The 19,679-nt window shown below is 30.8% G+C and carries 15 protein-coding genes and 1 tRNA gene; 10 read left to right on the forward strand and 6 right to left on the reverse strand.

The window, feature by feature from the left end; translation table 11 throughout:
- Positions 1-3 precede the first annotated feature (3 nt).
- Entirely contained in the window at positions 4-963 is a 960-nt protein-coding gene (locus WG951_RS12450) for an L-threonylcarbamoyladenylate synthase (RefSeq protein ID WP_105049497.1), read from the reverse strand.
- Between the two features lie 178 nt (positions 964-1,141).
- Between WG951_RS12450 and WG951_RS12455 the strand changes: the two genes are divergently transcribed.
- The 6 genes from WG951_RS12455 (at position 1,142) to WG951_RS12480 (ending at position 5,453) form a co-directional block, all read left to right on the forward strand.
- Complete coding sequence (locus WG951_RS12455) at positions 1,142-1,549, forward strand: DUF134 domain-containing protein (protein ID WP_105049496.1); 408 nt, start codon at positions 1,142-1,144, stop codon at positions 1,547-1,549.
- Between the two features lie 3 nt (positions 1,550-1,552).
- Positions 1,553-1,732, forward strand: a complete 180-nt coding sequence (locus WG951_RS12460) for a DUF5320 domain-containing protein (protein WP_105049495.1) — start codon at positions 1,553-1,555, stop codon at positions 1,730-1,732.
- Positions 1,729-2,118 carry a NifB/NifX family molybdenum-iron cluster-binding protein gene (locus WG951_RS12465; protein WP_105049494.1) on the forward strand — a complete coding sequence of 130 codons (390 nt, stop codon included), beginning with the start codon at positions 1,729-1,731 and terminating at the stop codon, positions 2,116-2,118. The genes WG951_RS12460 and WG951_RS12465 overlap by 4 nt, the downstream gene beginning before the upstream one ends.
- Before the next feature lie 29 nt (positions 2,119-2,147).
- Positions 2,148-2,783, forward strand: coding sequence for a GTP cyclohydrolase II (gene ribA / locus WG951_RS12470; protein WP_105049493.1), 636 nt, complete (start codon positions 2,148-2,150; stop codon positions 2,781-2,783).
- Positions 2,773-3,201: an acyl-CoA thioesterase gene (locus tag WG951_RS12475; protein ID WP_105049492.1), complete on the forward strand. Its 429-nt coding sequence runs from the start codon at positions 2,773-2,775 to the stop codon at positions 3,199-3,201. Before ribA ends, WG951_RS12475 begins: the two co-directional genes overlap by 11 nt.
- A gap of 182 nt (positions 3,202-3,383) precedes the next feature.
- The gene (locus tag WG951_RS12480) at positions 3,384-5,453 is read left to right on the forward strand and encodes a hypothetical protein (RefSeq protein WP_105049491.1); all 2,070 of its coding nucleotides are present in this window, start codon (positions 3,384-3,386) and stop codon (positions 5,451-5,453) included.
- Between the two features lie 280 nt (positions 5,454-5,733).
- Here WG951_RS12480 and WG951_RS12485 read toward each other — a convergent pair whose 3' ends face one another.
- Complete coding sequence (locus WG951_RS12485) at positions 5,734-6,153, reverse strand: hypothetical protein (protein ID WP_105049490.1); 420 nt, start codon at positions 6,151-6,153, stop codon at positions 5,734-5,736.
- A 9-nt stretch (positions 6,154-6,162) separates the two neighbouring features.
- A complete protein-coding gene (gene polA / locus WG951_RS12490; protein ID WP_105049489.1) occupies positions 6,163-9,009 on the reverse strand; it encodes a DNA polymerase I in 2,847 nt (948 codons plus the stop codon).
- A 147-nt stretch (positions 9,010-9,156) separates the two neighbouring features.
- Between polA and WG951_RS12495 the strand changes: the two genes are divergently transcribed.
- Both WG951_RS12495 and WG951_RS12500 read left to right on the forward strand, forming a co-directional pair.
- Positions 9,157-10,380, forward strand: a complete 1,224-nt coding sequence (locus WG951_RS12495; protein ID WP_105049488.1) for a metallophosphoesterase — start codon at positions 9,157-9,159, stop codon at positions 10,378-10,380.
- 88 nt (positions 10,381-10,468) lie between these two features.
- Complete coding sequence (locus tag WG951_RS12500; protein WP_105049487.1) at positions 10,469-10,762, forward strand: thioredoxin family protein; 294 nt, start codon at positions 10,469-10,471, stop codon at positions 10,760-10,762.
- A gap of 872 nt (positions 10,763-11,634) precedes the next feature.
- Here the strand turns inward: WG951_RS12500 and WG951_RS12505 are convergent.
- Together WG951_RS12505 and WG951_RS12510 are read right to left on the reverse strand one after the other, a co-directional pair.
- On the reverse strand, positions 11,635-12,294 hold the full coding sequence (locus WG951_RS12505) for a polysaccharide deacetylase family protein (protein ID WP_211296733.1): 660 nt from the start codon (positions 12,292-12,294) through the stop codon (positions 11,635-11,637).
- Between the two features lie 10 nt (positions 12,295-12,304).
- Positions 12,305-15,382, reverse strand: coding sequence for a DUF2723 domain-containing protein (locus tag WG951_RS12510; RefSeq protein WP_105049486.1), 3,078 nt, complete (start codon positions 15,380-15,382; stop codon positions 12,305-12,307).
- 169 nt (positions 15,383-15,551) lie between these two features.
- Between WG951_RS12510 and WG951_RS12515 the strand changes: the two genes are divergently transcribed.
- Positions 15,552-15,623, forward strand: a tRNA-Gln gene (locus WG951_RS12515).
- Positions 15,624-15,716: 93 nt separating this feature from the next.
- Here WG951_RS12515 and WG951_RS12520 read toward each other — a convergent pair.
- Positions 15,717-18,542, reverse strand: coding sequence for an ATP-binding protein (locus WG951_RS12520; protein WP_105049485.1), 2,826 nt, complete (start codon positions 18,540-18,542; stop codon positions 15,717-15,719).
- A 306-nt stretch (positions 18,543-18,848) separates the two neighbouring features.
- Here WG951_RS12520 and WG951_RS12525 point away from each other — a divergent pair, with 306 nt between their 5' ends.
- Positions 18,849-19,676 (forward strand): hypothetical protein, encoded by an 828-nt coding sequence (locus WG951_RS12525; RefSeq protein ID WP_146105287.1) that lies wholly within the window; start codon positions 18,849-18,851, stop codon positions 19,674-19,676.
- Positions 19,677-19,679: the final 3 nt, after the last annotated feature.

Consider the following 19,679-nt stretch of genomic DNA (forward strand, 5'->3'; position numbering starts at 1 on the left):
GGGTTAAAGGCTAAAAGTTGCACGTTGCAACCTGTCGTTAATAGATTTACCTAAACCAGATTCAGGAAAGCGTTCTGCAATAATTACATCTAAATTTTTACCATCTAATTCGTGTAAAGAAGCATATAATTTTGAGGCTGCTTCATGCAAAGCCCCTTTTTCTGATAAGACTATTTCAGTTAGAGAAGCATCACTTAAAGTATTCTTAAAAACCAATACACCAATTTTTTTTCCTAAATGATTTTTTACTTCGCTAGCAACATCATCAACCAAAAAAGTACGGGTTGTTGGTGCATAATGTCTTGCCAACATGCCTGGCGCATCCGGACTTACGTCGTCTTTGTTTTTTATAGAAATTTTACCAACAACCGCTTCAATATCCTCTAAAGCCAATGCACCTAATCGGTAAATAATAGGTTCATCATCTATAAAACCAATAATAGTAGATTCAATTCCATTTGTACAAGCACCGCCATCTAAAACTTGTTGAATATCATTTTTAAAATAACGTTCTACGTGTTCTGGTTTTGTTGGGCTAATGCTTCCAAAAGGGTTTGCACTTGGTGCTGCTAAAGGAAAGGGAAGTTGTTTTAATAATTCTAATGTTACAGGGTGATTTGGTACGCGAACCGCAACAGTATCTTTACCAGCAGTAATAATATCCGGAATGTTTTTGTGTTTTTTTAAAACCAAGGTCATAGAACCTGGCCAAAAAGCTGCAGCTAATAACTTTGCTTTTTCGGGAACATGTGTTACGATTCCTTCTAAAGAAGCTACAGAAGGAATATGTACAATTAATGGGTTAAAAAACGGACGTTTTTTTGTTGAAAAAATGCTTTTGATGGCTTTTTCGCTAAAAATATTTCCTGCCAATCCATAAACGGTTTCTGTGGGTATAGCAACCAATTCTTCATTGGTTAGTAGCTGTACTGCTTTTTGTATGTCTTTAGAAATGATGCTCATTGCTTATGTTATAGACTGCAAATTTAAAGATAAAATAGCACAAATTGGTTTACTTAATTTGATAAGAAATAAAGTAGATTCTCTTTTTGTTTGTAGGGATCTCTTTTTTTTGAAAAAAACTCTTATTTTTTATTTTATAATGAACGTAGGTTCATTATCTTTGTATTAAATTTTAGAAATGCCAAGACCTAAAAAGAAAAGAAAAGTTGAAGATCCACCAAAAATGCTTGGTTTTAAGCCTTTTGGGATTCGTTTTTGTGATACAGAGCATGTAGTTATGCAGTATGAGGAATATGAATCTGTTAAGTTGGTTGTTTACGACAACCTTTCACAGGGAGATGCTGCAAAAAAGATGAATGTTTCTAGACCTACATTGACTAGAATTTATAACAGTGCTTTAAAAAAAATAGGACAAGGATTTGTAGAAGGAAAATCGATAATTATTAAAGGAGGTAATTTTGAATTTGAAAAAGATTGGTACAAATGCAAAACCTGTTTTAAGTTAGTTGATGGTGTTAAAGATACTGCTGTATGTGGTGATTGCCCAAGTGATGATAAAAACGAATTAGTAAATTTAAATGATTAACTGATGCCAAATTTTAATAGAAAAGGTCCTGAAGGGTTGGGGCCAAAAACAGGAATGAAATTAGGGAAATGTCGCAAGACAAAATCAGATTTGGATGCAAGTCCAGAAAACAGACCTTTTAGAAAAGGAAGACGCAAAAAAGGTGTCTCTAGAAATATTGTAAAAATTAATGAATCATTATGAAAAAAATAGCCATACCCATCAATCAAGACAATAAAGTAGAAGATCATTTTGGACGTTGTAAGTTTTATGAAATTTATACCTTTTCTGATGCTAATGAAATTGAAGATTTAAAACTGTTAGAGTCCGACGGTAAATGTGGGTGTAAATCTAATATTATTAGTGTTTTGTTAGAGGAAGGTGTTACATTTATGTTGGCAGGTAATATTGGCGATAGTGCCATGAGTAAATTAGTTGTTGCTGGTATTGGTGTTATAAGAGGTTGCTCTGGTAATTCTGCAGACGTTATTTTAGAATTTGTTGATGGTAATATTACCGATAATGGTATTAGTTGTGCAAAACATAGTCGCAAGCACAAAAAAGGGCATGCACACGCCTGTAGTCACTAATATTAATTTTCATTTTTTAAATTTATTTAATGACGCATAAAGAAACTACAATTGTACAAGGAGAAAGGGTGCAGCTGCCTACTAAATATGGGCATTTTGAATTGATTCCGTTTCAAGAAAAAGAAACAGGGTTAGAACACATGGCGCTTATAAAAGGAGTATTTACTAAAAATAAACCTGTTTTAACTCGTATTCATTCTGCTTGCGCTACGGGAGATTTGTTTGGTTCTTTAAGGTGTGATTGTGGAGATCAATTAATGGAGGCCATGAAAATGATTGAGCAAAATGGCGTTGGTGTAATTGTGTATTTGCAACAAGAAGGCAGGGGAATTGGTTTAATGAATAAGATGAAAGCTTATAAATTACAAGAATTAGGTAGAAACACTATAGAAGCAAACTTAGAATTGGGGTTTGCTGCCGATGAAAGAAATTATCAAATAGGTGCCGATATTCTTAATGCTCTTGGTGTGCAGAAAGTCAAATTGTTAACTAATAATCCAGATAAAATTGTTGGTTTAGAAGAAATTGGTATTCAGGTTGTAAAACGTGTGCCGTTAATTATCCCTTCAAATGTATTTAATAAATTTTATTTAGATACTAAAGAGCTTCAGATGGGGCATCAACTTAGTTCTGGTAAATTAGAAAAAACAAGTAATGATTACTGATGTATTTCAATTAAGACCTCGCTACGGGGAAGTAGATAAAATGGGGTACGTATATCATGCCAATTATGTAACTTATTGCCATCAGGCACGTAATGAGTTGTTAAGAAAATTAAATTTAGATGAAATTAAGCTAGAAGAACACCAAATAATGCTGCCTGTAATTTCTTTTGATATAAAATATAAAAAACCTGCACACTTTGATGAGTTGATTACCATAAAAACCACCATTAAAGAAATGCCAAAAGTGCGTTTTAGTTTTCAATTTGAAATTGAAAACGAACAAAACATGTTGTTATGTAAGGCAAAATCAGATGTTGTTTTTGTAGATGTGCAGTCTAGATTGCCAAAGAATATACCTAGTTTTATAGAAAATATACTCAGAACCAAGTTTGCAGATAACATGGTTTTAAACAAATAGTAGTAAATAAAAATTTAGAAATTAATAAAAATAAAATAATTTACACTTATTTAATAATATAAACCTTTTTTTTCAGAATTTTACATTCCCAAAAAAACGAATTATTTACTGGTTAAAAAATCAGAAAAATAGTCTCATTAGAAGAGCGAAAACGTTCTTAGAACGTTTAAATGAAAGTACTTATGACAAATAATATACCTATAGAAGATCAATATAAAAGAACATCTTTATTTGAAAAAGAAAACGTGAATTATCTAGTGCATGTTTTAAAAAGATTTAACACCGTACCTAAAGTTAACAATATAAATATTATTACGTCTAGTACAGAGCCTAGTATTTTTAAAATTGTGCCTAATAAGTCTATTGTAATTGGTTCTTTATACTTAAAAAATCCTGTTTTAGCGTTGGTTTATTTAAGATACGGTATAGAATGGCAACTATGGTATAAAGCTTTGGGAGCAGAAAAACATGGTACGGCATTGTGTAATATTGCAGCGTTAGAAGTAACAAGAATTTTTTATAAATTATTGCCAAAAGACGACAAAGAAAAATTAAAAAATTTAGATTATTTTTTAATTGATTTGATTAAAAATGAACAAGGATTAAATGCAGAGAATTTATTAAAACACGAGTCTTTAGAAGCTATTCATGGTTTAAATGTTGCTGATAAAGTGTTTAAAAAATCTTGGAAACCTATTATAGATAATCTGGCAAAACCAACAGAATATTTATTGATGGCTGGTGGAGATTTTAGATTGAATATTGATGAAGTAGATTTGTTAAATAAATATGGTTGCAGACCTTTTCCAAGACCAGAAGCTTTTACTTTTGCTTCTTCTACCGCAACAAGTGTTTCTAATTTTGCTTATGATAAAACAGATAAAGTAAGAAGTATATTAATTAAGGATAGTTTAAAAAATGGTTTTCAGAAGACGGCTATCGAATTTTCTGAATCATTAAAAAATAACCTAAAAAAAATATTTAAGTTAAATGATGCTTGTCAAATACTTTTTTCTCCGTCAGGTACAGATTCTTCGCTTCAAATAGCCGCGATTACCCAAATTATTACAGAAAAAGAGATTACACATGTTTTAGTAGCTTCTGATGAAACAGGTAGTGGTGTAGCTGGTGCGTTAAAAGGTTGTCATTTTGAAAACAATACAGCTCTTAATTATCCTGCTAAAAAAGGAGAAAGAATAGAAGGGTTTAGAGATATCGATTTGATTAAAATACCTTTTAGAGATGAAAAAGGGAAGTTAAAAACAACAGCACAATTAGATGAGGAAGTTTTTAAAGCCATTTCAGATACCAATAAATTAGGTCGTCATATTGTATTGCATGTGATGGATCATTCTAAGCTAGGGTATCAATCGCCTAGTGAAAATATGATGGATAAATTAAGTACTTTAAAAGATTTATCGATACAAGTTCTTATTGATGCTGCCCAACTTAGATTAGATCCTGCAGATTTAAAAAGTTATTTAAGTAAAGGATATATTGTTAGTATAACAGGAAGTAAATATTTTACAGGGCCTCCTTACTCAGGAGCTTTAATTTTTCCTGAAACAGTTAGTAAATTAATCGAAACTGCCAAAAACACCTTGCCAAAGGGGTTAACCAAATATTACAATCATTCAGATTGGCCAGTGTCTTGGGTGTGTTCTAAGGAGTTATCCGAAGGCTTTAATATTGGTTCTTATATGCGTTGGAAAGCAGCGATTGTAGAGATGGACAGATATTACAAAACACCAATTTTATATAGAAATATGGGAATTGAAATGTTTTGCAATTTTGTTGAAGATTCTATAAAAGAAGCTACTTTTTTAGAAGCTCTTTGTGACGAAGCAAATGAAAATAAGTACGATAATAAAGAATTTGGAATTAGAAATATCCGTACCATTTTTCCTTTTTTCATCCTTAAAAACAAAGAAGTGTTGTCTGTAGACAATGTAAAAAAACTGTATGTTTTGTTAAATTCTGATTTATCGAAACAGTTTGAAGGATCTTCTTTAAAAATTATTAGACTTGCTGCTCAAAAATGTCATATTGGACAAGCGGTAAATGTAAAATACGGAAATGATTTACAAAGTGCTGTTTTAAGAATTAGTTTGGGGGCAAGAGTTATTTCAGAAAGTTGGGTAAATAGAGATATTAGTCTTTATTTTAGAAATATAGAAGCGCAAATGAATGAAATTACGGTAATTATTAAAAAAATAGAATTAATTCTTAGCCATCCTGAATTGTTAAAATAAAAGAGATTGATTGTCTGTAAAACATCATGAATCTAAAAAATATAACAATATAGTGGCACCGCAATTTTTTATGATAAAAAATAATTATTTTTCCTCTGCGGAAATCAGTGGGATGATCTCCTAATTACGACTTTATATGTCTCGTAGATTACGCAAATAATCGCAGATTTTTTAATAATGATTAAAAACAGATATACAGTAAAAAAGAGATTACTAAGTTAAGTTGTTGGTTTTTCCCTTTCTAAATTGATAAGAATTATCGATTTAGAAAGGGATTTTTTTAAAACATTATTTCGTCTTCAGGTTCACTCTCTTCATCATAATAAGTAGCGGTTGGGCAAAATAATAAATCTGTAGGGTTGTCAATATCATATAAATATTCATACCCTCTAGATTCTTTTTTACAAAAAGGCTCTAAAAGTCTTGCCATGTTTGCAAAACCATCTAAGGTTAGAATGCAGAAAAAAGTTTCATTGTCTTTGGATAAAATGCCTTCATCAGATTTGAATAGGCCGAAAATTAAATTGCAATTACGTGGCGTAATAAAATCTACCTGTGCTAAATTTAACTTTTGTTTTTTATCAATAACAGTATCTACCAATAAGTCTCTAAAAAGAATTGCTTCTTCTTTATCAAAATTGTAAAGTCGTACAATATTTTGATCGTGACCATCTATATTTTCAATATAATCTAATTCCATTTTTTATATTTAATGCGCTTGTAGCCAATTTTCTCCAATTCCAACTTCAACATCTAAAGGAACACTCATTTTAAAAGCATTTTCCATTTCGTCTTTTATAATCGGTCTAATAATTTCTAATTCCTCTTTATGCGCATCAAAAACCAATTCATCATGCACTTGCAACAACATTTTAGATTTAAAACCTTCTTTTTCAAAACGGTTATGAATATTAATCATGGCTAATTTTATAATATCTGCTGCAGAACCTTGTATAGGCGCATTTACAGCATTTCTTTCTGCGCCACTTCTAACCATAGCGTTTCTAGAATTGATATCTTTTAGGTATCTACGTCTGTTTAAAACCGTTTCTACATAACCATGTTCTCTTGCAAAATCTACTTGTGCAGACATGTATGCTTTTAACTTCGGATACGTTTCGTAATAGGTGTCAATTAGTTCTTTGGCTTCGCTTCTAGATAAATCTGTTTGATTGCTTAATCCGAAAGCAGAAACACCATAAATAATTCCGAAATTGACTGTTTTAGCGTTACTTCTTTGCTCTCGAGTAACTTCATTTAAAGGAACATTAAAAACTTTAGCAGCGGTAGAAGCGTGAATATCTTCACCGTTTTTAAAAGCTTCGATCATGTTTTCCTCTTCACTCAAAGCTGCTATAATTCGCAATTCTATTTGAGAATAATCGGCCGCTAACAACACGTAGTTTTCATCTCTAGGTATAAACGATTTTCTAACCTCTTTACCACGTTCTGTTCTAATAGGTATGTTCTGTAAATTTGGGTTGTTAGAACTCAATCTTCCCGTTGCAGCAACCGCTTGCATATATTCCGTATGAATTCTTCCTGTTTTCGGGTTTACTTCATTTGGCAATGCATCTACATACGTACTTTGTAATTTTTTATACTGACGATATTCTTGAATATCTCTAATAATTTTATGGTCTTTTGCTAAGAAAGATAAAATATCTTCTCCTGTTTTATACTGACCCGTTTTTGTTTTTTTTGGTTTCTTAACCAACTCCATTTTTTCGAACAAAACAATTCCTAATTGTTTAGGAGAAGCAATATTAAATTCTTCACCTGCTTGCTCGTAAATATTTTTTTCTAGTCTATCAATATCATCCGTTAAGGCAACAGATAACTCTTTTAAGAAATCGATATTAATGTTAATTCCCTCAATTTCCATGGCAGTTAATACCGAAACTAAAGGCGTTTCTATATCATTAAAAAGATTGGTTACATTTCCGCTTTCTAATTCGCTTGTAAACAATTGTTTTAACTGAAACGTAATATCTGCATCTTCTACGGCATATTCTGTTTGGTCTGCAAGCGGAACAACACGCATAGAAAGTTGATTTTTTCCTTTTTTACCAATCAATTCTGTAATAGAAACCGGTTGGTAATTTAAATACGTTTCTGCCAGCATATCCATATTATGACGCATATCTGGATTGATCAAATAATGCGCAATCATGGTATCAAATAATTTCCCTTTTACAGGCATATCATAATTGGATAAAACCTTGATATCATATTTTAAATTATGCCCAATTTTCTCGATTCCATCGGATGTAAAAAACGGTCTAAACTCCTCTAAAATTGCTTTTGTTTCTTCTTGGTCTTCTGGGAACGAAACATAATATCCTTTACCAACTTCGTAAGAAAAAGCAATACCTATTAATTCTACTTCTAAAGCTTTTAAACCCGTCGTTTCTGTATCAAAACAAACCGAAGTTTGTTCCATTAATTTTTTAAGTAATAATTTTCTAGCAAAAGGCGAATCTATATGTTGGTAAAAATGACTCGTATCTTTTATCGATTTAAAACCAGATGCAATTGCTTCTTCAGAAACACTTCCGCTTCCAGGAGTCGCAAATAAATCAAACTGCCCTTCTGGAGCTGCTTTTTTACTTTGCAACGGACTTGAGTCCATGTTTTTGTTATCCTCTACAGAATTTGATTTTTCAGCATTTTCAACAGCAAAAGTTCGTAAGAAATTCGTTAATAAATTTCTGAATTCTAATTCGTTAAAAAGTTCTGTTACTTTTTCTTTATCTGGTTGGTCTAATTCAAAGTCTTTGGCATCAAAAGTTACCGGAACATCCAACATAATTGTTGCCAGTTGTTTAGAAAGCAAACCTAATTCTCCGTTTGCTTCTATTTTCTCTTTCATTTTTCCTTTTAGCTCATGGGTATTTGCTAACAGGTTTTCCATAGAACCGTAAGCAGCTAAAAATTTCTTAGCTGTTTTTTCTCCAACACCTGGTAAACCTGGAATATTATCAGCAGAATCTCCCATCATTCCCAAAAAATCAATTACTTGTTCTGGGTTTTCTACACCAAATTTTTCTTTTACTTCATCTACTCCCCAAATATCGTAACCACCACCAAAACGAGGTTTATACATAAAGATATTTTCAGAAACTAGTTGCGCAAAATCTTTATCAGGCGTTACCATATAGGTTTTGTAGCCTTCTTTTTCTGCTTGTTTAGAAAGGGTTCCAATAACATCATCAGCCTCAAAACCTTCTTTAACCATGATAGGGATGTGCATGGCTTTTAAAATTTCTTGTATATAAGGTATAGCTAACTTAATGGCTTCCGGAGTTTCATCTCGGTTGGCTTTGTAAGCTTCAAACATTTCTACTCTGTCCACACTTCCGCCTTTATCAAAACAAACCGCTAAATGATCTGGTCTTTCACGCTTAATAACGTCTAAAAGAGAATTCATAAACCCCATAATTGCAGAAGTATCCAATCCTTTAGAATTGATTCTTGGGTTCTTTATAAAAGCATAATATCCTCTAAAGATTAATGCAAAAGCATCCACTAAAAAAACTCTTTTTTGATCTGACATTATATTGGTTTTGTGGTTTAAATGATGATAATTTGACCTCAAAAATAGTGTTTTTTGAGATTCGAGAAAGGTACAAAACTTTAACAAGACGTTAAAATCCATTCGATATTTAAACAGTTATCTTTGCAACCATTTTAAAATAGAACTATGCCACGTTGGGTTTTTCCTTTAATCATATTAACAATTGTTATTGTACTCGTAGAAATTTATACATTTCAAGCATTTAAAATGGTTTCTAAAAGTAAAATAGTTCGTTATTCCTTTCTATTAGTAAGCATTGCGGTTTATATTAATTTTTTTGTAAACATTATAACCTATTCTAGAAGCGAGGGGCAAACGCCACAGTTTCAAATGGCAATGGGGTTGTTGTTAACTGTTTCTATACCTAAACTTGTTATTATCATATTACTTTTTGGAGAAGATGCATATCGTTGGGTGTTAAAATTATTTTCTGCCGTTTCTAGCGGAGAAACAAAAGCTTTGGCAGGTAGAAGAAAGTTTATTTCTCAATTAGCTTTAGGTTTGGCGTCAATACCTTTTGCAGCTTTTATTTACGGAATTATTCAAGGGAAATACAATTACAAAGTTTTAAAATATCAATTGAGTTTTAAAGATTTACCTGATGCTTTCGATGGATTTACAATCACTCAAATTTCCGATATTCATTCTGGTAGTTTTACCAATAAAGAAAAAATACAATACGGAGTCGATTTAATCAATCAGCAAAAATCGGATATCATGTTGTTTACAGGAGATATTGTAAATAATAAAGCCGATGAAATGGATAATTGGATGGATGTTTTTGATAAATTAGAAGCTAAAGAAGGCAAGTATTCCATTCTTGGTAACCATGATTATGGCGATTATATGGATTGGGAGAATCCGCAAGATAAAATAGACAACTTTCAAAAAGTAAAAGACATTCATCAAAAAATAGGGTTCGATTTATTGTTAGATGAGCATCGTTATTTAGAAAAAGACGGACAAAAAATTGCTTTAGTAGGTGTAGAAAATTGGGGAAAAGGATTTAACCAAGCAGGCGATTTGGCAAAAGCCTCTGCAAACATCAAAAAAGAAGATTTTAAAATATTAATGTCTCACGATCCAAGTCATTGGGAATATAAAGTAAAAAAAGATCCTTTTAATTATCACCTTACTTTAAGTGGTCATACACATGGTTTGCAAATGGGTATCGAAATTCCGGGTTGGTTAAAATGGAGTCCTTCTAAATATGTGTACAAACAATGGGCAGGTTTGTACGAAGAATACGGTAGATATATTAATGTAAACCGAGGTTTTGGGTATCATGCATTTCCGGGTAGAGTAGGAATTTGGCCAGAAATTACGGTGATAGAATTGAAGAAAGCTTGATAATCAGACCATTTAATTACTTTTCTTTATATTTGTGTAGTTACAAATAGATATTTACACATTTTCCCTCTTTTAAAAAATTTATATTATGGCAAAATTTGGTGATATAATTAGTACTGAAAAACCTGTTTTAATCGACTTTTATACAGATTGGAATGATGCAGATAACGCAGTACATACCCTAAGAGATGTAGCTGCTGCATTGGGTGAAAAAGCCAAAGTAATTAAGATAGATATTAAAAAGAATGAACTACTGGCAGATGCTTTGCGAGTAAAGGGAAACCCTACTTTTATGATCTATAAAAATGGCCAAATGAAATGGCGTCAAACTGGTTTGCAAGACGCAAATACCTTAATTGGTTTGATACAAGAATACCTTTAATTTTTTTAGAAGCTATTTCCTGCTTTCACTACTCGCTTTTTTTACTTCTGTTCTCGATACAAATTTTTCATTCTTCAAAATTCACTCGAACTGACAGTAAAAAAGAGCTCAAACAGATAGCCTGTTTTGAGCATTGTCGAAAGGTTCAATCAGGGCTAGAGCTTGTTTGCTAACCTTTGTCATTGCGAGGCACGAAGCAATCTCTATTTTCGCTTACTGTCAAATCGAGTGGATTTTATTTTTTATGAAATTAGTATCGAGATGCGATCCTTAAAATTAAGGAAAGTTATAAGATTTCTCAATCGCGAAAAGCTCATCTCGAAATGACATTTGGAGGTATGATTTCCTTTTTTAAAAGCAAAATACACTATGTTTTCTGTGTTTCTATTTGGTAGGTAGTGTAAAAAACGATCCGTCATTGCGAGGCACGAAGCAATCTCTATTTTCACTTTTTGTCACATCGAGTAAATTTCATTTTTTTATGAAATTAGTATCGAGATGCGATTATTAAAATGAAGGAAAATTATAAGATTTCTCAATCGCGAAAAGCTCATTTCGAAATGATAATTTGGGCGTTTTATTGGCTACTTATAGTAAAATATACTATGTTATTATAAAGTAGATTTTGTGTAAAATGATTTTAGCAACTAATTGTCATTCCTGCGTAGGCAGGAATCTATATCAAATTAAGTATGGATTCCTGTTTTCACAGGAATGACAAAGGGAAAAAACAATTAAATAGATAAGAAGCCATAAAGTCTTCGGTAAGCTCAAACTAATATATTGAATAGTAATATTAATGAAAATTTACAATGTCACACTGAGTTTGTTGAAGTGTTAAAAAGCTCATTCGAAATGACATTCTGTAATTTCTATATCGACTTAAAAACAAACCCTTTATCAGAAAAATGTTTTAATACTTTTGGCAGTGCATATTGCATTCTTTCGGCAGCTTTAACACTATCATGAAAAACAATAATATTACCTGATTTGGTGTTTTTTAAAGCATTTTCTAAACATTTTTCATTAGAAATCGTTGTGTCAAAATCAGCAGATAAAACACTCCACATAATAATTTTATAGCCTCTTTTTATGAGTTCTTTAGCTTGTGCTTTTTTTATCTTTCCGTAAGGCGGTCTGAAAAGTTTTAAGTTTTGAGTTTTAAGTTTTGAGTATTCTGGTTTTTTAAATTGTTCAATTGTTTTCTCGCATTCTAAAACATTTTCAACATAAGTTGCGGTTTTGTTTTTCCAACCTTTTAAGTGGTTTTGCGTATGGTTTCCTATAGCATGCCCATTTGTAATTATATTCTTAAAAATATCAGGATGATTTTGTATGTTTTTTCCAATACAAAAAAAGGTGGCTTTTGCCTTGTATTTTTGTAATTCGGCTAAAACAAATTGGGTTACTTCTGGGGTTGGTCCATCATCAAAAGTTAGAAAAATTTCTTTTTTCTGGGCGTTAAAACGCCACGTATATTTAGAGAATAATCTCATAATAAAACGTGGCGTTCTGGGGAAATAACTTTTCATTTATAAACTATTATTCTTCATCAGGAATGAGGTGATTAAAGAGCTTTACAATGTCTATAAATTCGTTTTGTAAAGCATCTAAATATTCTTTGTCAACCTCTCCGGCTTCAGCCTGACTAATAATGTTTCTGTACATGTACAAGGTTGTGTCTATGTCGTCAAAAATAAGTTCTGTATCTTCTTTAGAGAAAGTACTTAGCCAAAGTAGTTTTTCTTTAAATAAATCAATTAAAACTCTAGATGTTTCTCTTGCTTTTTTAGAGTCTTTTAAGTGATAGTAAGCTTCTGGATACCCTAAAGATAAGCTATAGTGATCAAAGTCTTTAATTGGCATTTTATCTAGAGATAAATCTAAAATTTCTAATGCTTTTACAGTATCACCTTTTTTACCAAAAGCTTCAGATAAACGCAGTAAGCTATTACGTAAAGAAATAGAATTTCTTTTAGTTTGTTCGTCTAAATAGATTTTACCGTCATTAATATTTCTCCAATTCCATTTCTGAATGTTTGTATACATTTTCTCTGGGTCGATTCTTCCCATGTCAAACAAACTCTTTTTAGCCATTGGTGTTTTAATAGGTACTAATTTATAAGCCAAACCATCTAATTGTAAGTAATCTTTTAACCAAAGATATTCTTCGGCAGCATTTGCGCCGCCTGTAAAGTAAATAGGTCTTTCCCAATTATTATTGGCAAGAATATCTAACATTAAAATTCTATTTTTAAATAAGGCTCTATCATCAATAGTAATATCAATATAAGGCACAATTTTATCTGCATCCTTTTGAGCTACTATTCCGTTTTTTAAGACCATTTGTTTGTTAACAGGAATTCTAATTTTATTAGTTGGATAAAACTTTTCTTTCTGACCGTTTTCTGTTTCAACATACGTAGCATCACTATCAGAAGCAATCCATCGCATAAAGTTTTTAATGGTCATTACGGAATCTTTAAAACGAGGATGATCCATTGAATAAGCAACGTCTAAAGTTCCGTATTTATATTGATCGTGTTTTAATTGCGATGGAATAGGAGCTGCTTTATAAGTAGCTCGTTTCATTTGATCTATATACCAATCGGTTGCAAAAAGAGAGGTGTTTACCAGTTTAACATCTGTTCTAATGCCTTCTACTTCTTGCATATACCATAGTGGGAAAGTATCATTATCTCCAATGGTAAACATTATTGCGTTTTCATCACAACTTTCTAAATAAGCTTGTGCATTTAAATGTGTTGTGTATCTATTAGATCTGTCATGATCGTCCCAGTTTTGAGAAGCCATTAAGGTTGGTACTGCTAAAAGAGAAACTAAAGAAACTGCAATGGCAACCATTTTTTTATTCGCAAAATTCTTTAAATATTCATATAAAGCAAGTACGCCAAAACCAATCCAGATGGCAAAAATGTAAAAACTTCCTACAACTGCATAATCTCTTTCTCTTGGTTCAAAAGGCCTTGGATTTGTGTAAAAAATAATAGCAAAACCCGTAAAAGCAAAGAATAAGAAAAGTGTAAAGAAATTCTTTTTATCCCATTTAATTTGGTAAAGCAATCCTATAATTCCTAAAATTAAAGGTAAAAAGTAATATTTGTTTCTTCCTTTATTGTTTAGTACTTGTGATGGAAGGTCTTTTTGAGAACCTAATCGAACTTCATCAATGGCATTAATTCCGCTAAGCCAATTTCCGTTAAAGACATCTAAGTTTCCTTGAATATCATTTTGTCTTCCTACAAAGTTCCACATAAAATAGCGTCCGTACATGTAGCCAAATTGGTAGCTCATCATAAACTTAATGTTTTCTGCAAATGTGGGTCTACGTTTACTTTTTTGCGGAATTCCGGCAATAGATTTGTACATTTTTTCTGATGCAGAATTTACCATTCTAGGTATAAAACCTTTGTGTTTATCAGACCAATTTGGTACTACGCCTTTGTAGTTGTTTACAATTTCGTATTTACCGTTTCTTTTCTCATACTTAGGTTTATCGTCTTTGTAAGGCTTGTTTGCATCTTGTGTTCTTTCGTATGCATTAGAGTAATAGGTATCATAAAAAACATTGGCATCACCATATTGTTCACGATCATAATAGGCTAATAATTCACGAGCACTAGAAGGATTGTTCTCGTTAATAGTAGTATTTGCATTTGCTCTAATTGGTAGCATCATCCAAGAAGAAAAACCAATCATAATAAACAATACAGAAAGTATTAAAGTATTTGCGTGTATTTTGTTTTTTTTGCGTGTAAAATTTAATCCGAAATAGAACAATGCTACTAAAATTAAGGCAGCTATAATACTTCCAGAGTTATAAGGCATTCCTATAGAATTGATAAAAAACAACTCAGAAGCACTAAAGAATTTTAAGGTAAACGGGAATAAGAATTTAAAAACAAACATTAACGCAATTACAGAAATTATGGTTGCAATTGCAGTTGTTTTTAAATTGATTTCTTTATATGTTCTAAAGAAATATAGCATTACAATGGCAGGTATTACCAATAATGATAGAATGTGTACTCCAAATGATAAACCAACAACAAAACTAATTAGAATTAACCATTTGTTACCTCTAGCAGTATGTATTTCGCTTTCCCATTTTAAACCTAACCAGAATAATAAAGCCATTAAAAATGATGACATTGCATATACTTCACCCTCTACGGCACTAAACCAAAAACTATCTGAAAACGTATATGCTAAAGAGCCTACAATAGAACTTCCTAAAATGGCAATGTATTTTCCTTCGGAAATTTCACCTGTTTTTAAAGCCAGTTTTTTTGCTAGGTTGGTAATTGTCCAAAACATAAACAAAATCGTAAATGCACTCGCCAAGGCAGACATAAAGTTTACCATTTTAGCAATTTGATCTAAACTAGACGTAAACATTGCAAAAAATGCGCCCAACATTTGAAACAAAGGTGCTCCTGGTGGGTGACCAACTTCTAATTTTACTGAGGTAGAAATGTATTCTCCACAATCCCAGGCACTCACAGTTGGCTCTAAGGTTAGGGTATATGTAATTAAAGCAATTACAAATGTAGCCCATCCTAAGATGATGTTCCATTTTTTAAAATTTGCTGATGTCATAGTCTTTTAATAAGTTGTGGCGAATTTACTAATAAATATGAATAAAAATAGTTGAGAAGCGCTTTTATAAGTGATAATTTCATCTTAAATGTTTGTTAAATGTAAAAAAAATAAAAAAATGTTTGCAAGTTCTAAATAAAGGTTTAAATTTGCACCCGCATTAGAGTATTGGCCTATGGTGTAATTGGTAACACACCGGTTTTTGGTACCGACATTCAAGGTTCGAGTCCTTGTAGGCCAACAAAAAAATCCTAACAATTTAAATTGTTAGGATTTTTTACATTTAGAAAGGTTTTTTCTAAGTGATATTAATATTTATAAGTTTGCTGTTTTGTTATTTGATTAGTTCGCTAGGTTTTATGCCAAATCTTTTTGTAAAAGCTTTATTAAAATAATCTGTACTATTTAAGCCAATAGCAAACGTAACTTCTTTTATTGTTTGGTATTCATTTTTTAAAATTAATTCATAGGCTTTTAATAAACGTATTTCTAAGATAATTTTTACAGTAGATAAGCCTGTTTTTGCTTGTAAAATTCTTCCCAATTGTTTTGTGCTATAATTGCAGGCTATGGCTAAGTCATTTACAGAAAACTCTGAGTTGTTTAAGTTTTCTAAAATAATAGATCTTACTTTATTAACAAATTCAGAATTATAACTAGTCATTTCTATGTCATCATAGTTAATGTTTTGCAATTTGTCTCTGTATATTTTATTTTCTAGGAGATTATAAATTCTAGATTGAATTTCTTTTGCTTTAAATGGTTTTACTATAAAGTCATCAATACCAAGAGTAAGTTTTAAAGCTTCTGTTTCTTCTGGTGGTGATGCAGACATCAATATAAAAGGAATTTCTTTATAATTGTCTAATTTGTTTAATTCTTCTTTAAATTTAAATCCTTGCATAATAGGCATGTATAAATCAGATAAAACTAAATTAAATTGATATGCCTTAGCTAACGTTAATCCATCCTTACCATTGTAACAGGTAAAACAATTAAACTCTGTAGAAAGTAATTCTTTTAAGTAAATTAAAATATCTGTATTGTCGTCTACTATTAGAATTTTAGGTAAATTTCTTTTTTTCGAATTTTTTTCTTTTTCAGAGTCTTCTTTTTCGTTAATTAAAATATAGTCAGAGGTGTTTTCTGTAACCTGTAGGTCATTATTTTTATCAAGCGGTAATGTTACTGTAAATGTAGTGCCTTTATTTTTTTTACTTTTTACGTCTATTTTTCCGTTTAAATTTTTTATTAATTCAGAAACTAAAGAAAGACCAATACCAAAGCCACCAGAATTTATGTGTTCTTTAGATTGAAAGAATCTTGAAAAAATATGAGGAATTTCTTCTTCAGAGATTCCTATACCAGTATCTTTTATGGTAATTAATAATTCGTTTTTATTCACTAAAGTTTCTACATAAATAGTTTCGCCCGTATGTGTGTATTTTACAGCATTGGTAATTAGGTTATGTATAATTTTGGTAAGACTATTGTAATCGTAGGTTAAATTCTTATTGGTGGCTTTTATATTTGTTTTGTAATATAAATTTATACGTTTTAAAGTTACGTTGCCTTCAAAAGAATAAACTATTTTTTTTAGAAAAGCACCTAAGTTTTTAGATTCTGTACTCGATATTATTTTTTTGTTTTCTAATTTTAATAAGGTTAAAAAATCATTAAGAGAAGCGGTTAATTGTTCGCTACTTTTAAGTGTTTTGTTTGTATAATCGAGTATTTTAGCGCTATCAAAAATATTTTGTCTAATCAAGCTTAAGTAACCAATAATAATAGTAATTGGTGTTCTTATTTCGTGTGATAGATTTTGTATGTATAAGTTTTTAAGGGCAACTATTTCTTTATTTTTTTCTAACTCTAAATTTAATATATACCTCTTTTTATTTCTGATATGAGAGATTCTGTAGAAAGTAAATAGCAAGATGTAAATTATTGCAATAAAAACATAAATTAAGTATTCTTTTGTTCTTTTGTTGATAATTTCTTGGCTCTTATTTTGTGCATTTAGCTTTACAACTTCGTTATTTAGTTTTAGTTTGTAAATAGTTAAATCGTTTGTAATTTTAGATTTTAATGAATTAATAGAATCTAATATGTGATGATGTTTTTCTTTGTATTGTAACGCTAATTTATAGTTGCCTGTAGCTTTGTAAAAGTTAGAATATGATTTGTTTATAGAGATATCTGTGTTCTCATTAATGGTGCTATCTTTTTTTAGGAGATCTACATAATAAGCAGCTTTTTCTAAGTCTTTTTTTTCTAAGTAAATAGTTAAGTAATGGCCGTTTTTAAATTGTTCAAATTCCTTAAAATTATTATATTTTTCATCATATGCTTCTTTTAAGCAAGTTAGAGCTTCGTCGTAATTGCCGCAATCAAGATGTACAAACATACTTTCTTCGTAATAATCTGCTAACGTATTTATATCATTAACTCCATTTAAATTAATCGATTTTATAATAGAAAGCGCTTTTTTACAATCACCTCCTGCAGATATCCAAGACGCTTTCATTGTTTTAAATGAAATTTCTACAAGTCTATAATCTTCAGGGGTAAGCTCTTTTTTGTAACTATTAAAGCGAGTTTCAAAAATAGCAATGGTTTCTTCTACGTAACTCGGTAAATCATAGGAAATATAGATTGCAGCTAGCATTAATATAGTTTCTAATTCATCTATTTTAGCATTTGCTTTATCAAAGTAATCAATACTTTTATTAAAGTTTTTTACTGCATTAGCGATATCATTTTTTTGATTATTTAGAAAACCTACATATTTCATAGTTCGTCCTAACGAGTAGTAATCACTATTGTTTTTTTCTAATAAAGAATGATAATATTTAATAGAATCTATTTTACCTTCGTTAAAAAAAACATTTTCTATTAAACTAAGTACGGTGTTGGTGTATATTTTTTTTATAGCTTTGCCTGTCTTTGTTGCTCTTTCTTCTTTTGTAAACGAGTTTTTTATGTGGTTTAGTTGATGTAGAAGCTTGTAAATTCTATTTTTTGTAGTGTCAATAGGTACAATTGCAGTTTCTAGCTGAAGTTTAGTTAGTTTTTTATTTATAGTTACAGTGTCAATATTTGTTTGCGCTTTTGTAAGTATAGATAAGCATAAAAGTAAGTAAAAAAATATCGATTTCATTAGAGGTTTTTAATCATTGTAAAATTAAACTTTAATATATTGTAACAGCCTAAATTAATAGTCTATATTTTACTAATGTCTAAAAAAAATAGATAAAAGTCTAAAAATAATGTAAAATAATTTTTTAATGTCTCTTTTAAAGTACAATTCGTCTTTTTAAAAGGGGTGTTAAGTATTTATAAAACATATTTTTGCAATAAGTCCCCTAACATTATATTTTGTATAATAATGTAAATTAATTTTAAACATTTATAAAAATAAAAGATGTTGGGACAGTTCTTATTGAGTTTAACAAACAGGGCATCTATGCCTGTTTTTGTGTGGAGTTTTCTATTTTTCACACCTCTTACATCTGCAAACGAAATTGAAAAAGCAGAAAACAATTACAAATTAGTTAACTACGTTACTATTAACAATGAAGCCGTTAAATATACTGGTTTTTTACAGGAATTTAATAATTTCTGGAAAAATTTATCCGAAGGTGTAGCAACGAGTAGTTTAATTATTTCTTCAAAAGAAATTACAAAAACCACATTAACTGTAAAAGAATTAGCTACAACTACAATGGCAGCTTGTGGAGGTACCTTGCCAGAAGATGATTTTGACTATGATACTATTTTAAATATAGATGAATTTATGGGATTCTTATATTCTGTGCCTGTTGTTACAGAAGGTTTTGAAGTAGCTGGTTTTGTTACCGATGCTGGTGTTGATGACGTTGCTTGTGCATTTTTGCCTTATAATGTGCCAAAAGGTGGGGGTGTTAATCTTATAGACCCTTCAACAATAACAGGCTGGCAACCAACAACGGGTGTTGTAGAATCTACTAAAGGTTTACATCCGGTACCATCAGGTAAGGCAGCTGTTTTTAATGCGTTTGCAGCAGATGCAAGTGATGCTGTAAATGTCTGTAGAGGTCTTGATATAGATCATAGTGGAAATGGTAGGTTTGGAGAAATTGTTTCTATTGGTAATGTATCTATTGTAGAGGGTGTAACCTATTCTGTAGCAGTGTACGCAGCAGAAATTTCAAATACAGATCCTCATGTAAGTTCTTATCCGTTTGAATTTTATAATGCTGGTACAAGTACACCTGCAGGAATCCCTAATTTTAGTTTAAATAATGTGACGTAAATA

Origin of the sequence: Polaribacter butkevichii (assembly GCF_038024105.1) — a bacterium.
In the GTDB taxonomy this organism is placed as follows: Bacteria; Bacteroidota; Bacteroidia; order Flavobacteriales; family Flavobacteriaceae; genus Polaribacter; species Polaribacter butkevichii.

Bases quoted from the DNA above. Each gene is read 5' to 3' on its own strand.
- WG951_RS12450 (WP_105049497.1), bottom strand. From the start codon at position 963: ATGAGCATCATTTCTAAAGACATACAAAAAGCAGTACAGCTACTAACC.
- WG951_RS12455 (WP_105049496.1), top strand. From the start codon at position 1,142: ATGCCAAGACCTAAAAAGAAAAGAAAAGTTGAAGATCCACCAAAAATG.
- WG951_RS12460 (WP_105049495.1), top strand. From the start codon at position 1,553: ATGCCAAATTTTAATAGAAAAGGTCCTGAAGGGTTGGGGCCAAAAACA.
- WG951_RS12465 (WP_105049494.1), top strand. From the start codon at position 1,729: ATGAAAAAAATAGCCATACCCATCAATCAAGACAATAAAGTAGAAGAT.
- ribA (WP_105049493.1), top strand. From the start codon at position 2,148: ATGACGCATAAAGAAACTACAATTGTACAAGGAGAAAGGGTGCAGCTG.
- WG951_RS12475 (WP_105049492.1), top strand. From the start codon at position 2,773: ATGATTACTGATGTATTTCAATTAAGACCTCGCTACGGGGAAGTAGAT.
- WG951_RS12480 (WP_105049491.1), top strand. From the start codon at position 3,384: ATGACAAATAATATACCTATAGAAGATCAATATAAAAGAACATCTTTA.
- WG951_RS12485 (WP_105049490.1), bottom strand. From the start codon at position 6,153: ATGGAATTAGATTATATTGAAAATATAGATGGTCACGATCAAAATATT.
- polA (WP_105049489.1), bottom strand. From the start codon at position 9,009: ATGTCAGATCAAAAAAGAGTTTTTTTAGTGGATGCTTTTGCATTAATC.
- WG951_RS12495 (WP_105049488.1), top strand. From the start codon at position 9,157: ATGCCACGTTGGGTTTTTCCTTTAATCATATTAACAATTGTTATTGTA.
- WG951_RS12500 (WP_105049487.1), top strand. From the start codon at position 10,469: ATGGCAAAATTTGGTGATATAATTAGTACTGAAAAACCTGTTTTAATC.
- WG951_RS12505 (WP_211296733.1), bottom strand. From the start codon at position 12,294: ATGAAAAGTTATTTCCCCAGAACGCCACGTTTTATTATGAGATTATTC.
- WG951_RS12510 (WP_105049486.1), bottom strand. From the start codon at position 15,382: ATGACATCAGCAAATTTTAAAAAATGGAACATCATCTTAGGATGGGCT.
- WG951_RS12520 (WP_105049485.1), bottom strand. From the start codon at position 18,542: ATGAAATCGATATTTTTTTACTTACTTTTATGCTTATCTATACTTACA.
- WG951_RS12525 (WP_146105287.1), top strand. From the start codon at position 18,849: ATGCCTGTTTTTGTGTGGAGTTTTCTATTTTTCACACCTCTTACATCT.